The sequence below is a fragment of the Streptomyces sp. NPDC054834 genome (assembly GCF_053611185.1).
The window spans coordinates 183,183-198,047 of the sequence record NZ_JBSGZV010000011.1 but is presented as its reverse complement, the minus strand read 5'-3'; the positions used below and the strand labels follow the sequence as shown (position 1 = coordinate 198,047).

Sequence of the window (14,865 nt, the reverse complement as noted above, 5' to 3'; positions counted from 1 at the left end):
TCGAAGATCGAAAGCAGGAATGGCCTCCAACCCGCGCCTCGACCACCGCAACCCCCTCGTGTTCGACACGCACGAGCTGGGGCGGCGTCCTGGTGCCTTGCAGCGCCTGACCCGCATGATCGACGCCCCCAGGGACTTCGGTGTCCAGGGAGTCATCGGAGTGCCGGAAGGCGCCCCGGTCGAGCTCGAACTCCGGCTCGAGTCGGTCATGGAAGGGGTGCTCGTCACAGGCACCGCCCGTGCCACGGCCGAGGGGGAGTGCGTAAGGTGTCTGGAACCGGTCGGGCTGGAGCTCGAAGCGGAATTCCAGGAACTGTTCACGTACCCTGACGCCGACGACCGGGGCCGTGTGATCGCGGAACCGGGCGACGACGCCGAGGACGACGAGGACAGGTTCTTCCTCGAGGACGGACTCTTCGACCTCGAACCTCTGCTGCGCGATGCGGTGGTGCTCGCACTGCCGATGCAGCCGGTGTGCCAGGAAGACTGCCCGGGACTGTGCTCCGAGTGCGGAGCGCGGCTCGCGGACGACCCGGACCACCATCATGACGCCGTCGACATCCGTTGGGCGGCTTTGCAGGGACTCGCCGGTTCCATGAGGGACGGCGAGAAGGACGAGATGAGCGGCGCTGACGCGGAAGCGGGCGTCGACGAGAAGCAGGAGAAGTAGCCGTGGCTGTTCCGAAGCGGAAGATGTCGCGCAGCAACACGCGCCACCGCCGGTCGCAGTGGAAGGCTGCGGTCCCCACCCTGGTTGCGTGCGAGCGCTGCCACGAGCCCAAGCAGCAGCACATCGCGTGCCCGTCTTGCGGCACCTACAACAAGCGCCAGGTCCTCGAGGTCTGAGCGGCTGGTGAGAGGTGTGATGTCTGATCCGAAGGAAAACACGTCCCGTCCACGCGCGGGTCGTCCGGCGGACAACACGGCCTCGTCCCACACGCTTCTGGAAGGGCGGCTCGGCTACAAGCTCGAGTCCGCCCTTCTGGTGCGAGCACTGACCCACCGTTCCTACGCGTACGAGAACGGCGGTCTGCCGACGAACGAGCGGCTGGAGTTCCTCGGTGACTCCGTCCTCGGCCTCGTCGTCACGGACACGCTGTACCGCACCCACCCCGACCTGCCCGAAGGCCAACTGGCCAAGCTGCGGGCCGCGGTGGTCAACTCGCGTGCGCTGGCGGAGGTGGGCCGCGAACTCGACCTGGGTTCCTTCATCCGGCTGGGCCGCGGTGAAGAGGGCACGGGCGGCCGGGACAAGGCGTCCATCCTTGCCGACACCCTGGAAGCGGTGATCGGCGCGGTCTATCTCGATCAGGGCCTCGATTCGGCGTCCGAGCTGGTGCACCGGCTCTTCGACCCGCTGATCGAGAAGTCCTCCAACCTCGGAGCCGGCCTGGACTGGAAGACCAGCCTCCAGGAGCTCACCGCGACGGAGGGACTCGGCGTGCCCGAGTACCTGGTCACGGAGACCGGCCCCGACCACGAGAAGACCTTCACTGCTGCCGCCCGCGTCGGAGGCGTCTCGTACGGCACCGGCACCGGCCGCAGCAAGAAGGAAGCGGAGCAGCAGGCCGCGGAATCCGCGTGGCGGTCCATCCGGGCCGCGGCGGACGAGCGCGCCAAGGCGACGGCCGACGCCGTCGCCATCGACGCCGTCGCCATCGACGCGGGCGCCGACGACGAGGCATCCGCTTCCGCCTGACAGGCAGAAACAGCCGAGCGCCCGCCCCGCTCAGGGGCGGGCGCTTCGCTCATCACCGGCTTTCCACAGGGGTCCCGATGCCCGAGTTGCCCGAGGTCGAGGTCGTACGGCGTGGCCTGGAGCGGTGGGTCACCCACCGTGCCGTCGCCGACGCCGAGGTGCTGCACCCGCGTGCCGTGCGCCGCCACCTGGCCGGTGCCGACGACTTCGCGCACCGGCTCAAGGGGCATCGCGTGGGCACGCCCAGCCGCCGCGGGAAGTATCTGTGGCTGCCGCTGGAGGACACCCGGCAGGCGGTGCTGGCGCACCTCGGGATGAGCGGACAGCTGCTGGTGCAGCCGGACACCGCGCAGGACGAGAAGCACCTCAGGATCCGCGTCCGCTTCGCCGACGCGCTCGGCACCGAACTCCGCTTCGTCGACCAGCGCACCTTCGGCGGCCTCTCGCTGCACGACACCACCCCCGACGGCCTGCCGGACGTCATCGCGCACATCGCCCGTGACCCCCTCGACCCGCTGTTCGACGACGAGGCCTTCCACCAGGCGCTGCGCCGGAAGCGGACCACCATCAAGCGGGCCCTGCTGGACCAGTCGCTGATCAGCGGCGTCGGCAACATCTACGCGGACGAGGCACTGTGGCGCGCCCGTCTGCACTACGAGCGCCCCACCGGCACCTTCACCCGCCCCCGCACCGCTGAACTCCTCGGTCACGTCCGTGACGTGATGAACGCGGCCCTCGCCGTGGGCGGCACCAGCTTCGACAGCCTCTACGTCAATGTGAACGGCGAGTCGGGCTACTTCGACCGCTCCCTGGACGCGTACGGCCGGGAGGGCCTGCCCTGCCGGCGTTGTGCGACACCCATGCGCCGCCGCGCGTGGATGAACCGCTCCAGCTACTTCTGCCCGAAGTGTCAGCGGGCGCCGCGCGTGTCGTCGTAGCGCTCGCGGGCCTCCAGTACGTCGTCCATCCGGCCCTCCACACAGTGGATGAGGTCCAGCAGACGGGTCGCCACCTCGCGGCCCAGCGGCGTCAGTTCGTAGTCCACGCGGGGCGGGTTCGTCGGCTGGGCCTCGCGGTGCACCAGGCCGTCGCGCTCCAGCGCCTGAAGCGTCTGGGACAGCATCTTCTCGCTCACGCCGTCGACACGGCGGCGCAGTTCGTTGAAGCGCAGCGCTCCTTCGTACAGCGCGCCCAGGGTGAGTGAACCCCAGCGGCCGGTGACGTGCTCCAGGGTGCCGCGCGAGGGGCACGCCTTCGCGAACACGTTGTAGGGGAGGTTCTGCCCCTCCGCGTTCTCCTGCGTGACGGTCATGTGTTCAAGCGTACTCGAGGGTAGCGCTAACCAACAGGTTGCACTAACCAGAAGTTAGTGCTTTCCTTTCGTTGTTGCCGATGAGCTGCGCAGACGAGCTGCTCAGATGAATCGCCCAGATGAATTGTCCATTCGAGGAGTACCCCTAGTGACCAGCCCTGTTGTCTCCATCGCCTACCACTCCGGCTTCGGCCACACCGCCGTCCTCGCCGAGGCAGTCCGCGCCGGTGCCGCCGAGGCCGGCGCGGAGGTCCACCTGATCAAGGTCGACGAGATCACCGAGGAGCAGTGGGCGCTGCTCGACGCCTCGGACGCGATCGTCTTCGGCTCGCCCACCTACATGGGCACGGCGAGCGGCGCCTTCCATGCCTTCGCCGAGGCGACCTCCGGGCGCTGGGCCACCGAGGCGTGGCAGGACAAGCTGGCGGCCGGCTTCACCAACTCCGCCTCCAAGAGCGGCGACAAGCTGCACACGCTCCAGTTCTTCCAGATCCTCGCCGCGCAGCTCGGCATGCACTGGGTCAGCCTCGGCCTGCTGCCCGGCTGGAACAGGTCCACCGCCTCCGAGAACGACCTCAACCGCCTCGGTGTCTTCCTGGGCGCGGCCGCCCAGACCAACGCCGACGAGGGCCCGGACGCCGTGCACAAGGCCGACATCGCGACGGCGGAGCACCTGGGACGCCGGGTGGCCGAGACGGCACGGGCGTTCACGCTGGGGCGCGCGGCGGCGTGACGGGCACCGTGACGCCGCCCGTCACGGAGCCGGGGTGACCGGCTCCTAGTAACCGAAGTCCTGCGTCCACCAGGGCCCGCCGGACCCGTAGTGGACACCGACCCCCAGGGTCTTGAAGTCGCAGTTCAGGATGTTGGCCCGGTGGCCCGGGCTGTTCATCCAGGCCTCCATCACCGCGGCCGCGTCCGCCTGGCCCCGCGCTATGTTCTCGCCGCCGAGGCCGGTTATGCCGGCCTTGGCGGCGCGGTCCCACGGGGTGGCGCCGTCGGGGTCGGTGTGGTCGAAGAAGCCCCGCGCGGCCATGTCCGAGCTGAAGGACTCGGCCAGCTTGGACAGCGAGCTGTTCGCCGACAGGGCGCTACAGCCGATCTTGGCCCGCTCCTCGTTGACCAGCTTCAGCACCTCCGCCTCGGCGGCGGCCTCCGCCGACACCGTCACCGGCGCGGACGTCTTCGCCGGGGCCTTGGTGGCCGTACGGCTCGGGGTGGCCCTGGACTGGGAGGGAATCTTGGTCTGCGGCTTCTTCGAGGGCGCCTTCGTCGGCGTGGGGGACGTCGGCACGGAGGCGGACGCGGAGGCCGAGGCGGACGGGGACTGCGAGGCGGAGGGGGAGTGCGAGGCGGACGGGCTCGACGGCGAGGTCGAGCGGTCGCTGTCACGGCTGGTGGAGGACCCGCCGGCCCGGCCGTCGGTGGCGGTCGCGGAGGTGCCGCCCTGTTCGCTCGCCGTGTTGCTGGGGGAGCCCGCGGCCTGCACCTTGTCGCCGCCGGCACTGGTGCTGCCGCCGAGCCGGTAGTTGTCGAGGCCGGGCACCGCGCCGGTCGCCACCGCCACCGTGCCGAGGGCGACCGCGGCGGAGACGCCCAGCAGGCCCGTACGCACCGGCGTCGCCATCCTCTTCTTCCGGCGACGGCCCCGCGACGACCCGCCCGAGGGGGTGTACCCGCCCTCCGGGAAGACGACCGTGCCGGTGCTGTGCGCGTAGTCGTCGTCCGTGGCGTACAGGTAGTCGTCGGACTTCCGGTGGGCGTCGGCGTACGCCTCCGGGTTCAGGTAGGGCGCGATGCCCATGGTGGCGCGGTCACCGGCGTACGAGTCCTGCGGGTCGTGGCCGCCCGTGCCGGCGGCGGAGCGTCGGTGGCGTCCCATGTCCTGGCCTTCCTCGTCCCTCACGGTCAACTCCACTCATACGATCTTGCGGGTCAACCCGACTCACTCGATCGAGTGAGTTTCATATGAGATTCATTGGGTGGGGACGGTACCCCATGGCGCCCGGGGGCGAAGTGTCCCGAGAGACATTGGCCGGTTAGGTTGCACCCATGAGCGAGGATGTACGGCTGGTCGCCTGGGTGCGTGGACGCGTGCAGGGCGTGGGATTTCGCTGGTTCACGCGGGCCAGGGCGCTCGAAATCGGCGGCCTGAGTGGTTTTGCTCTCAATTTGGCGGACGGACGGGTCCAGGTGGTCGCCGAGGGCTCTCGTGAAGCCTGCGAAGGGCTGCTGAAGTGGCTGCAAGACGGCGACACGCCCGGGCGCGTGGAGGGTGTCACCGAGATCTGGGACACACCCCGTGGCGGCTACGACGGCTTTGCCGTCCGCTGACTCATTCCGCGAAGAGCCGCAGGCCGAAGCGGAGGGATGTGCCACGGGCACCTGCCCCGAGCAGAAATGGGCTGGTAGTTGCCAAGAACCGCTTGCCGTGGCAGGCTCCGCACGTAAGGATGATCGCCACGCCCTGAGGGCCCCGCAGGAGTCGCAGCGTCGCCGCTTTCCGGCCGCGCGAAGCCGGGTTGCCCACCAATCCGGGGCGTGATCGTGTTGACCGTCAAACTTTTTGGTGAGACGCTGAAAGCCCCGCGCACCTTAGCTGTTTGGCATGTAGCAATAGCAGAGCAACACTCGAGTGTGCCAAGCACTCCGGGTGCGAATCCCTCACGACCCACACCGCTTCGGTCGGTCGCTCAGTGTGGAGGACCATCCATCATGGCAAAGGCGCTTCTCGGTTACGTCGGCGGCTCCGACCCTCGACTCCTTGCCGAGATGCGACGGCTCCAGCAGCGCGTACAGGACCTGGAATCCGAGCTCGGTCGGATCCAGGCGGAGAACGACGCGCTGACGGCTGCCGCTTCTCACGACAGGATCATGGAGAGCATCGACGCACACCAGGCGGAGCCTGCGCTCACCTGATCGCTGCATCGCTCACGACAGCACACGCAGTGGTTGGGCTGCCCGTATCAACCGCTTGAGTTGTCAGAGTTGCAAGGGACGCTTCGGCGTCCCTTCTTTCTTGGCCCCCGTCTTTCTTTCCCCCGCGCATCCTTTCACTCTCTTTAACGTCTGGTGTGCCCTGCATGTTCATGCGCGAAACCGCGCGGTTGCCAGTGTTCATGGAGTGAGATAGCGGCGGAAGGTAGAGTCCGGCGGCGTGCACCTCAAGGCCCTGACCCTCCGCGGGTTCAAGTCGTTCGCCTCGGCGACCACACTCCGGTTCGAACCGGGGATCACATGTGTCGTCGGTCCGAACGGCTCGGGCAAGTCCAACGTCGTGGACGCCCTCAGCTGGGTCATGGGCGAGCAGGGCGCCAAGTCGCTGCGCGGCGGCAAGATGGAGGACGTCATCTTCGCCGGCACCACCGGCCGTCCGCCGCTCGGCCGCGCCGAGGTGTCCCTGACCATCGACAACTCCGACGGGGCGCTGCCCATCGAATACGCCGAGGTCACCATTACGCGGATAATGTTCCGCAACGGCGGCAGTGAATACCAGATCAACGGCGACACCTGCCGCCTGCTGGACATCCAGGAACTGCTCTCCGACTCCGGCATCGGCCGCGAGATGCACGTCATCGTCGGCCAGGGCCAGCTCGACTCCGTCCTGCACGCCGACCCCATGGGCCGCCGCGCCTTCATCGAGGAGGCGGCCGGCGTCCTCAAGCACCGCAAGCGCAAGGAGAAGGCGCTGCGGAAGCTCGACGCGATGCAGGCCAACCTCGCGCGCGTGCAGGACCTGACGGACGAACTGCGCCGCCAGCTCAAGCCGCTGGGCCGCCAGGCCGCGGTCGCCCGCCGCGCGGCGGTGATCCAGGCGGACCTGCGGGACGCGCGCCTGCGCCTCCTGGCCGACGACCTCGTACGGCTGCGCGAAGCCCTGCGGGCCGAGATCGCCGACGAGGCCGCGCTCAAGGAGCGCAAGGAGGCCGCCGAGCAGGAGCTGAAGAAGGCCCTTCAGCGCGAGGCACTCCTCGAGGACGAGGTGCGTCAGCTGGCGCCGCGTCTTCAGCGCGCCCAGCAGACCTGGTACGAGCTCTCCCAGCTCGCCGAGCGGGTGCGCGGCACGATCTCGCTGGCCGACGCCCGGGTCAAGAGCGCCACCTCGGCGCCGCCCGAGGAACGCCGTGGCCGGGACCCCGAGGACATGGAGCGCGAGGCCGCCCGGATCCGCGAGCAGGAGGCCGAGCTGGAGGCGGCCCTGGAAGCGGCCCAGCGCGCCCTCGACGACACCGTCGCCCACCGGGCCGAGCTGGAGCGCGAACTCGCCGCCGAGGAACGCCGCCTCAAGGACCTGGCCCGTGCCATCGCCGACCGCCGCGAGGGCCTGGCCCGGCTCAGCGGGCAGGTCAACGCGGCCCGTTCACGCGCCGCCTCCGCCCAGGCCGAGATCGACCGCCTCGCCGCCGCACGGGACGAGGCCCAGGAACGGGCGGTCCGCGCGCAGGAGGAGTACGAGACCCTCAAGGCCGAGGTCGACGGCCTCGACGCCGGGGACGTCGAACTCGCCGATCAGCACGAGGCCGCCAAGCAGCAGCTGGCTCAGGCGGAGGGCGCCCTGTCCGCCGCCCGCGAGGCGGCCACCGCGGCGGAACGCAGACGCGCCGCGACCCAGGCCCGCCACGAGGCGCTGGCGCTGGGCCTGCGCCGGAAGGACGGCACCGGCGCGTTGCTCGCGGCGAAGGACCGGCTCACCGGCCTGCTGGGCCCGGCCGCCGAACTGCTGACGGTGACGCCCGGCTACGAGGTTCCGCTGGCCGCCGCCTTCGGCACCGCCGCCGACGCCCTCGCCGTCACGACCCCGTCCGCCGCCGCCGACGCGATCCGCCTCCTGCGCAAACAGGACGCGGGCCGGGCGGCCCTGCTACTGACGTCAGCACCGGGGGAGCCGACCGCGACCCGTGGCGGCACCGGCCGGGCGCCCGATGCGCATGGGGCACCGGAGGCTTCTGGGGCTGCCAGAGAGCAGGAGGCCAGCACCGCCGACGCCACGCCGGAGGCCTTCGGCGGCATGGGCGGCCGTGCGACTGGTGTGGCAGAAGCGCCGGATGGCACGGCGGCTTCCACTGGCGGGAGCGCTGGTGCCGACGGCGTCGCGTTGCCGGGTGGGGCTCTTGGCTTCCCGGGTCCGGCCGCTGGGGCGGCGGGAGCGGCGCAGGTCTCGGCGGCCTCCGGCGACCAGAACGCCCGTGCCGACGGCGTCGCGTTGCCGGGTGGGGCCCTTGCCCTCCCGGGCCTGGCCGCCTCCGCTGACCGAAACGCCCGTGCCGACGGTCCCGCAGGGCCGTCCGCCGCCCACGGTGAGGCGGACGCCCGTACGGGGGGTGCCCTCGCCGCCGAGCAGTCGGACCGCCCCGCCGAACCCCCGCTCGCCGCCGACCTCGTCCGGGGTCCCGCCGAGCTCATGCCCGCCGTGCGCCGGCTGCTGCGCGGGGTCGTCGTCGTGGGCACGCTCGAGGACGCCGAGGATCTGGTCGGCGCCCGCCCGGACCTCACCGCCGTGACCGCCGAGGGCGATCTGCTGGGCGCGCACTTCGCGCAGGGCGGGTCCGCCGGTGCGCCCAGTCTCCTGGAGGTACAGGCCTCCGTGGACGAGGCCGCCGCCGAGCTGGAGGAGCTGGCGGTGCGCTGCGAGGAGCTGGCCGAGGCGCAGCGGGCGGCGGCCGAGCGGCGTGCGGAGTGCGTCGCGCTCGTGGAGGAACTGGGGGAGCGGCGCCGGGCGGCCGACCGGGAGAAGTCGTCCGTCGCGCAGCAGCTCGGCCGCCTCGCCGGCCAGGCACGCGGCGCCGCCGGGGAGGCCGAGCGGTCCACCGCGGCCGCGGCCCGCGCGCAGGAGGCGCTCGACAAGGCCGTCCAGGAGGCGGAGGAACTCGCCGAGCGGCTCGCCGTCGCCGAGGAGATGCCGGTCGAGGAGGAGCCGGACACATCGGTACGGGACCGTCTCGCCGCCGACGGCGCCAACGCCCGCCAGACCGAGATGGAGGCCCGCCTCCAGGCTCGTACGCACGAGGAGCGGGTCAAGGGCCTGGCCGGACGGGCCGACTCGCTCGACCGGGCAGCCCGCGCGGAACGCGAGGCACGCGCGCGTGCCGAGCAGCGGCGGGCCCGGCTGCGGCACGAGGCCGCCGTCGCCGAAGCCGTCGCCTCCGGCGCGCGCCAGCTGCTCGCCCACGTAGAGGTGTCCCTCGGCCGGGCCGAGCAGGAGCGCGCCGCCGCCGAGGCCGCCAAGGCGCTGCGCGAGCGGGAGCTGACGGCCGCCCGGCACACGGGGCGCGAACTGAAGTCCGAGCTGGACAAGTTGACGGATTCAGTTCACCGAGGCGAGGTACTAGGAGCGGAGAAGCGGCTGCGGATCGAGCAGCTGGAGACCAAGGCTCTGGAGGAACTCGGTGTGGAACCGGCGGGGCTCGTGGCCGAGTACGGCCCGCAGCAGCCGGTGCCTCCCTCGCTCCCCGCCGAGGGCGAGCAGCTGCCGGAGGACCCGGAACACCCGCGCAACCAGCCGAGGCCGTTCGTCCGCGCCGAGCAGGAGAAGCGGCTCAAGGCCGCCGAGCGGGCCTATCAGCAGCTCGGCAAGGTCAACCCGCTGGCCCTGGAGGAGTTCGCGGCGCTGGAGGAGCGGCACAAGTTCCTCAGCGAGCAGCTCGAGGACCTGAAGAAGACCCGTGCCGACCTGCTCCAGGTGGTCAAGGAGGTCGACGAGCGGGTCGAGCAGGTCTTCACGGAGGCCTACCGGGACACGGCCCGGGAGTTCGAGGGCGTGTTCAGCCGGTTGTTCCCCGGCGGTGAGGGCCGGCTGGTGCTGACCGACCCCGACAACATGCTCACCACGGGCGTGGACGTCGAGGCGCGTCCGCCGGGCAAGAAGGTCAAGCGGCTGTCGCTGCTGTCCGGCGGCGAGCGGTCGCTGACCGCCGTCGCGCTCCTCGTGTCGATCTTCAAGGCGCGGCCGAGCCCGTTCTACGTCATGGACGAGGTCGAGGCGGCCCTCGACGACACCAACCTCCAGCGGCTGATCCGGATCATGCAGGAGCTTCAGGAGGCCTCGCAGCTGATCGTGATCACGCACCAGAAACGCACGATGGAGGTCGCCGACGCGCTGTACGGCGTCTCCATGCAGGGCGATGGCGTGTCGAAGGTCATCTCGCAGCGCCTTCGCTAGCCCTTCGGGTCGCGCTCCTCGGCTGCGCTCGCCGGTCGTGCTCCTCGGTTGCGTTCACCTCACATTCCCTTCAAGAAATGAACACAAGCTACCGCTGCGTATCTCAAAGCTCACAGCACCGCGCCTATTGACTTCGAAACTTGAAGGCATAGTCTCTGCAACGTTCCTTTTACCTTCAGGTCTCGCCTGAAAGGGCTCACCCCCACGCCGGCAGCGTTGCCGACGGCCCGAGGAGTTGTACACGTGACCAGCACAGCGCAGGCTTCAGGAGCCAGGACGGCTCACCCCGATCATCTCGGGCACGTCATCTTCATCGCGGCGGCGGCCGCGATGGGCGGCTTCCTCTTCGGCTACGACAGCTCCGTGATCAACGGCGCCGTCGAGGCCATCCGCGGCCGCTACGACGTCGGCTCCGCGGCCCTGGCCCAGGTCATCGCCATCGCCCTGATCGGCTGTGCCGTCGGCGCCGCGACCGCCGGCCGCATAGCCGACCGGATCGGCCGCATCCGCTGCATGCAGATCGCCGCCGTCCTGTTCACGATCAGCGCCGTCGGCTCCGCCCTGCCCTTCGCGCTGTGGGACCTCGCCTTCTGGCGCATCGTCGGCGGCTTCGCCATCGGCATGGCCTCCGTCATCGGCCCCGCCTACATCGCCGAGGTCGCCCCGCCCGCCTACCGCGGCCGCCTCGGCTCCTTCCAGCAGGCCGCGATCGTCGTCGGCATCGCCATCTCCCAGCTGGTCAACTGGGGCCTGCTCAACGCCGCCGGCGGCGACCAGCGCGGCAAGCTGATGGGCCTGGAGGCCTGGCAGGTCATGCTCGGCGTCATGGTCGTCCCCGCCGTCCTCTACGGCCTGCTCTCCTTCGCGATCCCCGAGTCCCCGCGCTTCCTGATCTCCGTCGGCAAGCACGACCGCGCCCGCGAGATCCTCGCCGACGTCGAGGGCGGGAACGTCGATCTGAACGCCCGCGTCGCCGAGATCGAGCACGCCATGAACAGTGAGGAGAAGTCGAGCTTCCGCGACCTGCTCGGCGGCGGCTTCTTCTTCAAGCCGATCGTCTGGGTCGGCATCGGCCTGTCGGTCTTCCAGCAGTTCGTCGGCATCAACGTCGCGTTCTACTACTCCTCGACGCTGTGGCAGTCGGTCGGCGTCGACCCGGCGGACTCGTTCTTCTACTCCTTCACGACGTCGATCATCAACATCCTCGGCACCGTGATCGCGATGATCTTCGTGGACCGCATCGGCCGCAAGCCGCTCGCGATCATCGGCTCGGTCGGCATGGTCGTCGGCCTCGCCCTGGAGGCCTGGGCCTTCTCCTACGACCTCGTCGGCGGCAAGCTGCCGGCCGCCCAGGGCTGGACCGCGCTGATCGCCGCCCACGTGTTCGTCCTCTTCTTCGCCCTCTCCTGGGGTGTGGTCGTCTGGGTCATGCTCGGCGAGATGTTCCCGAACAAGATCCGCGCCGCCGCCCTGGGTGTGGCCGCCGCCGCACAGTGGATCGCCAACTGGGCCATCACCGCGAGCTTCCCGTCGCTGGCCGACTGGAACCTCTCCGTGACCTACGTGATCTACACGGTCTGCGCCGCGCTCTCCATCCCGTTCGTCCTGAAGTTCGTCAAGGAGACGAAGGGCAAGGCGCTGGAGGAAATGGGCTGAGCCTCGCCTCAGGCCCCGTGAACTCGAGGAGAAGGGCCAAGTCCCCGCTGCCTCTCTCCTCGTACTCCCCGCCGCCCCCGGCCCGGCCACTGCCCGGACCGGGGGCGGCGGTCTCGTGAGGACGCGGTCACCGGATGAGGACTCGGGCGCCGACCTTCCGGGCCCGCAGGGTCAGCCGCCCCGATGTTGTCCAGGCGGCTGACGATGTGCGACGGACGCAGTTCGACCGCCGCGCAGATCACGTCCATGCGGGCACGCAACAGGGCGATCTCCTCCAGGAACAGCGGCAGCTGAGCGGTCGGGACCTCCATCCGGTCACCGTCGAGCAGGGGAAGGTACCGGGCCCCCAGCGGGCGCGCCACGTCCGAGCCCCACACCTTCCGGCGCCAGGACTCGAATCCCGCCGAGTCGTTGCACCCGTCCGGCGTGCCGAGCACCTCGAACTCCTTGTTCGGTCCTCTCACGACCACGTCCACGTTGCGGCTCGTGGGCTCAGTGGAGCACCGCCGGACCCGACCGGGCCACCGGTCATCGCCGTAGATCAGCCGCCCAACGCCGGAACCACCCGCTCCGCGAACAGCCGCAGACTCCGCCACCCCTCCGCCAACGGCATCCCGCCCGCCAGCGGATGCAGCACGAGGTTGTCCAGCCCCTGCGCCACGCATTCCTCCGGAGTGAGGATCCGGTACACGCCCTCCGCCCGCAGCTCCTCCACCGTCGTGGCCGCCGACCGCACCGCCGAGCGGGTGCCGGCGGACTGCCAGGAGGCGTACGTCCGCGCCTCGTGCAGGAAATGGCCGCCGTACTCGGCCCAGGCGCGGTCCGGGTCCTCGGAGATGTGCAGCAGCGGTGTCTCGGCGGCGGGCATCATCGTCCAGCCCTCGGTGCTGTACTCGACGAGCTTCTCCTTGTAGTACGACTCCAGCTCGGGCAGGTGCGCGCTCGGGAAGAACGGCAGGCCGAGGCGAGCCGCCCGGCGGGCGGCGGCCTTGGAGGAACCGCCGACCAGGAGCAGCGGGTGCGGTTCGGTGAGCGGGCGCGGGGTGACCCGTACGGTACGCCCCCGGTACTCGAACTCCTCGCCGGTCCAGGCCCTGAGCAGGGTCTCGAGCAGCTCGTCCTGGAGCCGGCCGCGCCGCTTCCACTCCACGTCGAACAGGGCGTACTCCTCCGGCCGGTATCCGATCCCGGCCACCGTGACCAGCCGGCCGCCGCTCAGCAGGTCCAGTACGGCGATCTCCTCCGCCAGCCGCAGCGGATCGTGCAGCGGGCCGATGATCGCCGACACCGTGACCGCGATCCGCCGGGTCGCCCCGAACACCGCGCCCGCGAAGACGAACGGCGACGGCAGCCAGTTGTTCTCGGCCCCGTGGTGCTCCTCCGTCTGCACCGTGGTGACGCCCCGCTCGTCGGCGTACGCGGCCATCTCCAGGGCCGCCCGGTAGCGGGCACCGAGAGCGGCGGGGGAGGCACCGGGTTCCACGAGGTTGAAACGCACGACCGTGACGGGCATGGGGTCCCCCTTCACCGGGTGGGCGGGGTCGGTGCGGGGACGATAACTGACGAGGCGCCAGGTGGCCAGGGGTTCGCGCGCTTGGAGCCGCCGCTCGATGCCTGCGGCAAGGGCCCGCAGGGCCCTTCGGATACTGGACCCGTTTTGAACCCTCCCCCTCGGGAACGAGGGGGGTCCCTGGCTCACGCTGCTCGGCCGCTCGGCGAACGAGCGAGTCCTACGCGATCAACACCAGCCGGGTTGGAACCAGCCCGGCAGGGGCCGTGGCCCCTGCGCGTACAGCGAACGGCCGAGCGGGAGGTCACGCCATACTGGACGTGTTATGGAAACCATCATCCTTGTTGTAGTCATCGCCGTGGTCGTGCTCGCCGCGCTCGGTGGGCTCGTCGTCGGCAGCCGGCGGAAGAAGCCGCTGCCCCCGCCGCCCCCCAGCACGCCCGACATCACCGCGCCCCCGGCCGAGCCGCACGTCGGCGACGAGGCCGAGACGCCGCGCGAGGAGCCGCGCCGGACGATCGAGGAGGTGGACCTCCCGGGCGGCCCGGCACCGGTCGTCGTGGAGGAGCCCCCCGCCGCCGAGGCTCCCGCGATCGAGATCCCGGAGCCCACCGCCGGCCGCCTGGTGCGCCTGCGCGCCCGTCTCTCCCGCTCGCAGAACGCCCTCGGCAAGGGCCTGCTGACCCTGCTCTCCCGCGAGCACCTCGACGACGAGACCTGGGAGGAGATCGAGGACACGCTGCTCACCGCCGACGTCGGCGTACTGCCCACCCAGGAACTGGTCGAACGACTGCGCGAGCGGGTCAAGGTGCTCGGCACCCGCACCCCCGTGGAGCTGCGCGGCCTGCTGCGCGAAGAGCTGGTCAAGCTGGTCGGCACCGAGTTCGACCGCACGGTCAGGACGGAACCCGAGGACCGCAAGCCCGGCATCGTGATGGTCGTGGGCGTCAACGGCACCGGCAAGACCACCACCACCGGCAAGCTCGCCCGTGTCCTGGTGGCCGACGGCCGCACCGTCGTCCTCGGCGCCGCCGACACCTTCCGGGCCGCCGCCGCCGACCAGCTTCAGACCTGGGGCGAGCGCGTGGGCGCCTACACCGTGCGCGGGCCCGAGGGCGGCGACCCCGCCTCCGTCGCCTTCGACGCGGTCAAGGAGGGCAAGGAAATGGGGGTCGACGTCGTCCTCATCGACACCGCCGGCCGGCTGCACACCAAGACCGGTCTCATGGACGAGCTCGGCAAGGTCAAGCGCGTGGTCGAGAAGCACGCCCCGCTCGACGAGGTGCTGCTCGTCCTCGACGCCACCACCGGCCAGAACGGTCTCGTGCAGGCCCGCGTCTTCGCCGAGGTCGTCGACATCACCGGCATCGTGCTGACCAAGCTGGACGGCACCGCCAAGGGCGGCATCGTGGTCGCGGTCCAGCGTGAGCTGGGCGTGCCGGTCAAGCTGATCGGTCTCGGCGAGGGGGCGGACGACCTGGCACCGTTCGAGCCGGAGGCGTTCGTTGACGCCCTTATCGGAGAGTGAC

14 protein-coding genes are annotated in these 14,865 nt (G+C 70.7%); 10 read left to right on the top strand and 4 right to left on the bottom strand.

Going from position 1 to position 14,865, the window contains the following annotated elements:
- The first annotated feature begins 19 nt into the window (after positions 1-19).
- The 4 genes from ACWGJM_RS17845 to mutM all read left to right on the top strand — a co-directional run bounded on the left by ACWGJM_RS17845 (position 20) and on the right by mutM (position 2,637).
- Entirely contained in the window at positions 20-670 is a 651-nt protein-coding gene (locus ACWGJM_RS17845; RefSeq protein ID WP_453412620.1) for a YceD family protein, read from the top strand.
- Between the two features lie 2 nt (positions 671-672).
- Positions 673-846 carry a 50S ribosomal protein L32 gene (rpmF, locus tag ACWGJM_RS17840; protein ID WP_003951102.1) on the top strand — a complete coding sequence of 58 codons (174 nt, stop codon included), beginning with the start codon at positions 673-675 and terminating at the stop codon, positions 844-846.
- Positions 847-853: 7 nt separating this feature from the next.
- Positions 854-1,699 (top strand): ribonuclease III, encoded by an 846-nt coding sequence (gene rnc, locus ACWGJM_RS17835; RefSeq protein WP_453412619.1) that lies wholly within the window; start codon positions 854-856, stop codon positions 1,697-1,699.
- A 77-nt stretch (positions 1,700-1,776) separates the two neighbouring features.
- Positions 1,777-2,637 (top strand): bifunctional DNA-formamidopyrimidine glycosylase/DNA-(apurinic or apyrimidinic site) lyase, encoded by an 861-nt coding sequence (gene mutM, locus ACWGJM_RS17830; RefSeq protein WP_453412618.1) that lies wholly within the window; start codon positions 1,777-1,779, stop codon positions 2,635-2,637.
- Here the strand turns inward: mutM and ACWGJM_RS17825 are convergent.
- Positions 2,610-3,011: a winged helix-turn-helix transcriptional regulator gene (locus tag ACWGJM_RS17825; protein WP_453412617.1), complete on the bottom strand. Its 402-nt coding sequence runs from the start codon at positions 3,009-3,011 to the stop codon at positions 2,610-2,612. The two genes, mutM and ACWGJM_RS17825, sit on opposite strands and share 28 nt — an antisense overlap.
- A gap of 148 nt (positions 3,012-3,159) precedes the next feature.
- Here ACWGJM_RS17825 and ACWGJM_RS17820 point away from each other — a divergent pair, with 148 nt between their 5' ends.
- Positions 3,160-3,744: a flavodoxin family protein gene (locus ACWGJM_RS17820; protein WP_453412616.1), complete on the top strand. Its 585-nt coding sequence runs from the start codon at positions 3,160-3,162 to the stop codon at positions 3,742-3,744.
- A gap of 45 nt (positions 3,745-3,789) precedes the next feature.
- Here the strand turns inward: ACWGJM_RS17820 and ACWGJM_RS17815 are convergent, their stop codons facing one another.
- Entirely contained in the window at positions 3,790-4,893 is a 1,104-nt protein-coding gene (locus ACWGJM_RS17815) for a CAP domain-containing protein (protein ID WP_453412651.1), read from the bottom strand.
- Positions 4,894-5,063: 170 nt separating this feature from the next.
- Here ACWGJM_RS17815 and ACWGJM_RS17810 point away from each other — a divergent pair, with 170 nt between their 5' ends.
- From ACWGJM_RS17810 to ACWGJM_RS17795, 4 genes are all read left to right on the top strand, one after another.
- A complete protein-coding gene (locus tag ACWGJM_RS17810) occupies positions 5,064-5,345 on the top strand; it encodes an acylphosphatase (protein ID WP_453412615.1) in 282 nt (93 codons plus the stop codon).
- A 381-nt stretch (positions 5,346-5,726) separates the two neighbouring features.
- Positions 5,727-5,930: a hypothetical protein gene (locus ACWGJM_RS17805; protein WP_030048901.1), complete on the top strand. Its 204-nt coding sequence runs from the start codon at positions 5,727-5,729 to the stop codon at positions 5,928-5,930.
- Positions 5,931-6,168: 238 nt separating this feature from the next.
- Positions 6,169-10,170 (top strand): AAA family ATPase, encoded by a 4,002-nt coding sequence (locus ACWGJM_RS17800; RefSeq protein WP_453412614.1) that lies wholly within the window; start codon positions 6,169-6,171, stop codon positions 10,168-10,170.
- 243 nt (positions 10,171-10,413) lie between these two features.
- Positions 10,414-11,826 (top strand): sugar porter family MFS transporter, encoded by a 1,413-nt coding sequence (locus tag ACWGJM_RS17795; protein WP_453412613.1) that lies wholly within the window; start codon positions 10,414-10,416, stop codon positions 11,824-11,826.
- Positions 11,827-11,834: 8 nt separating this feature from the next.
- Here ACWGJM_RS17795 and ACWGJM_RS17790 read toward each other — a convergent pair whose 3' ends face one another.
- Together ACWGJM_RS17790 and ACWGJM_RS17785 are read right to left on the bottom strand one after the other, a co-directional pair.
- Positions 11,835-12,290 carry a hypothetical protein gene (locus ACWGJM_RS17790; RefSeq protein ID WP_453412612.1) on the bottom strand — a complete coding sequence of 152 codons (456 nt, stop codon included), beginning with the start codon at positions 12,288-12,290 and terminating at the stop codon, positions 11,835-11,837.
- 77 nt (positions 12,291-12,367) lie between these two features.
- Entirely contained in the window at positions 12,368-13,339 is a 972-nt protein-coding gene (locus ACWGJM_RS17785) for an LLM class flavin-dependent oxidoreductase (protein WP_453412611.1), read from the bottom strand.
- A 322-nt stretch (positions 13,340-13,661) separates the two neighbouring features.
- Here ACWGJM_RS17785 and ftsY point away from each other — a divergent pair, with 322 nt between their 5' ends.
- Positions 13,662-14,864: a signal recognition particle-docking protein FtsY gene (gene ftsY, locus ACWGJM_RS17780; RefSeq protein WP_453412610.1), complete on the top strand. Its 1,203-nt coding sequence runs from the start codon at positions 13,662-13,664 to the stop codon at positions 14,862-14,864.
- Position 14,865 lies beyond the last annotated feature (1 nt).

Coding starts and splice junctions, on each gene's coding strand:
- ACWGJM_RS17845 (WP_453412620.1), top strand. CDS start 20: ATGGCCTCCAACCCGCGCCTCGACCACCGCAACCCCCTCGTGTTCGAC.
- mutM (WP_453412618.1), top strand. CDS start 1,777: ATGCCCGAGTTGCCCGAGGTCGAGGTCGTACGGCGTGGCCTGGAGCGG.
- ACWGJM_RS17825 (WP_453412617.1), bottom strand. CDS start 3,011: ATGACCGTCACGCAGGAGAACGCGGAGGGGCAGAACCTCCCCTACAAC.
- ACWGJM_RS17815 (WP_453412651.1), bottom strand. CDS start 4,893: ATGGGACGCCACCGACGCTCCGCCGCCGGCACGGGCGGCCACGACCCG.
- ACWGJM_RS17810 (WP_453412615.1), top strand. CDS start 5,064: ATGAGCGAGGATGTACGGCTGGTCGCCTGGGTGCGTGGACGCGTGCAG.
- ACWGJM_RS17805 (WP_030048901.1), top strand. CDS start 5,727: ATGGCAAAGGCGCTTCTCGGTTACGTCGGCGGCTCCGACCCTCGACTC.
- ACWGJM_RS17785 (WP_453412611.1), bottom strand. CDS start 13,339: ATGCCCGTCACGGTCGTGCGTTTCAACCTCGTGGAACCCGGTGCCTCC.
- ftsY (WP_453412610.1), top strand. CDS start 13,662: ATGGAAACCATCATCCTTGTTGTAGTCATCGCCGTGGTCGTGCTCGCC.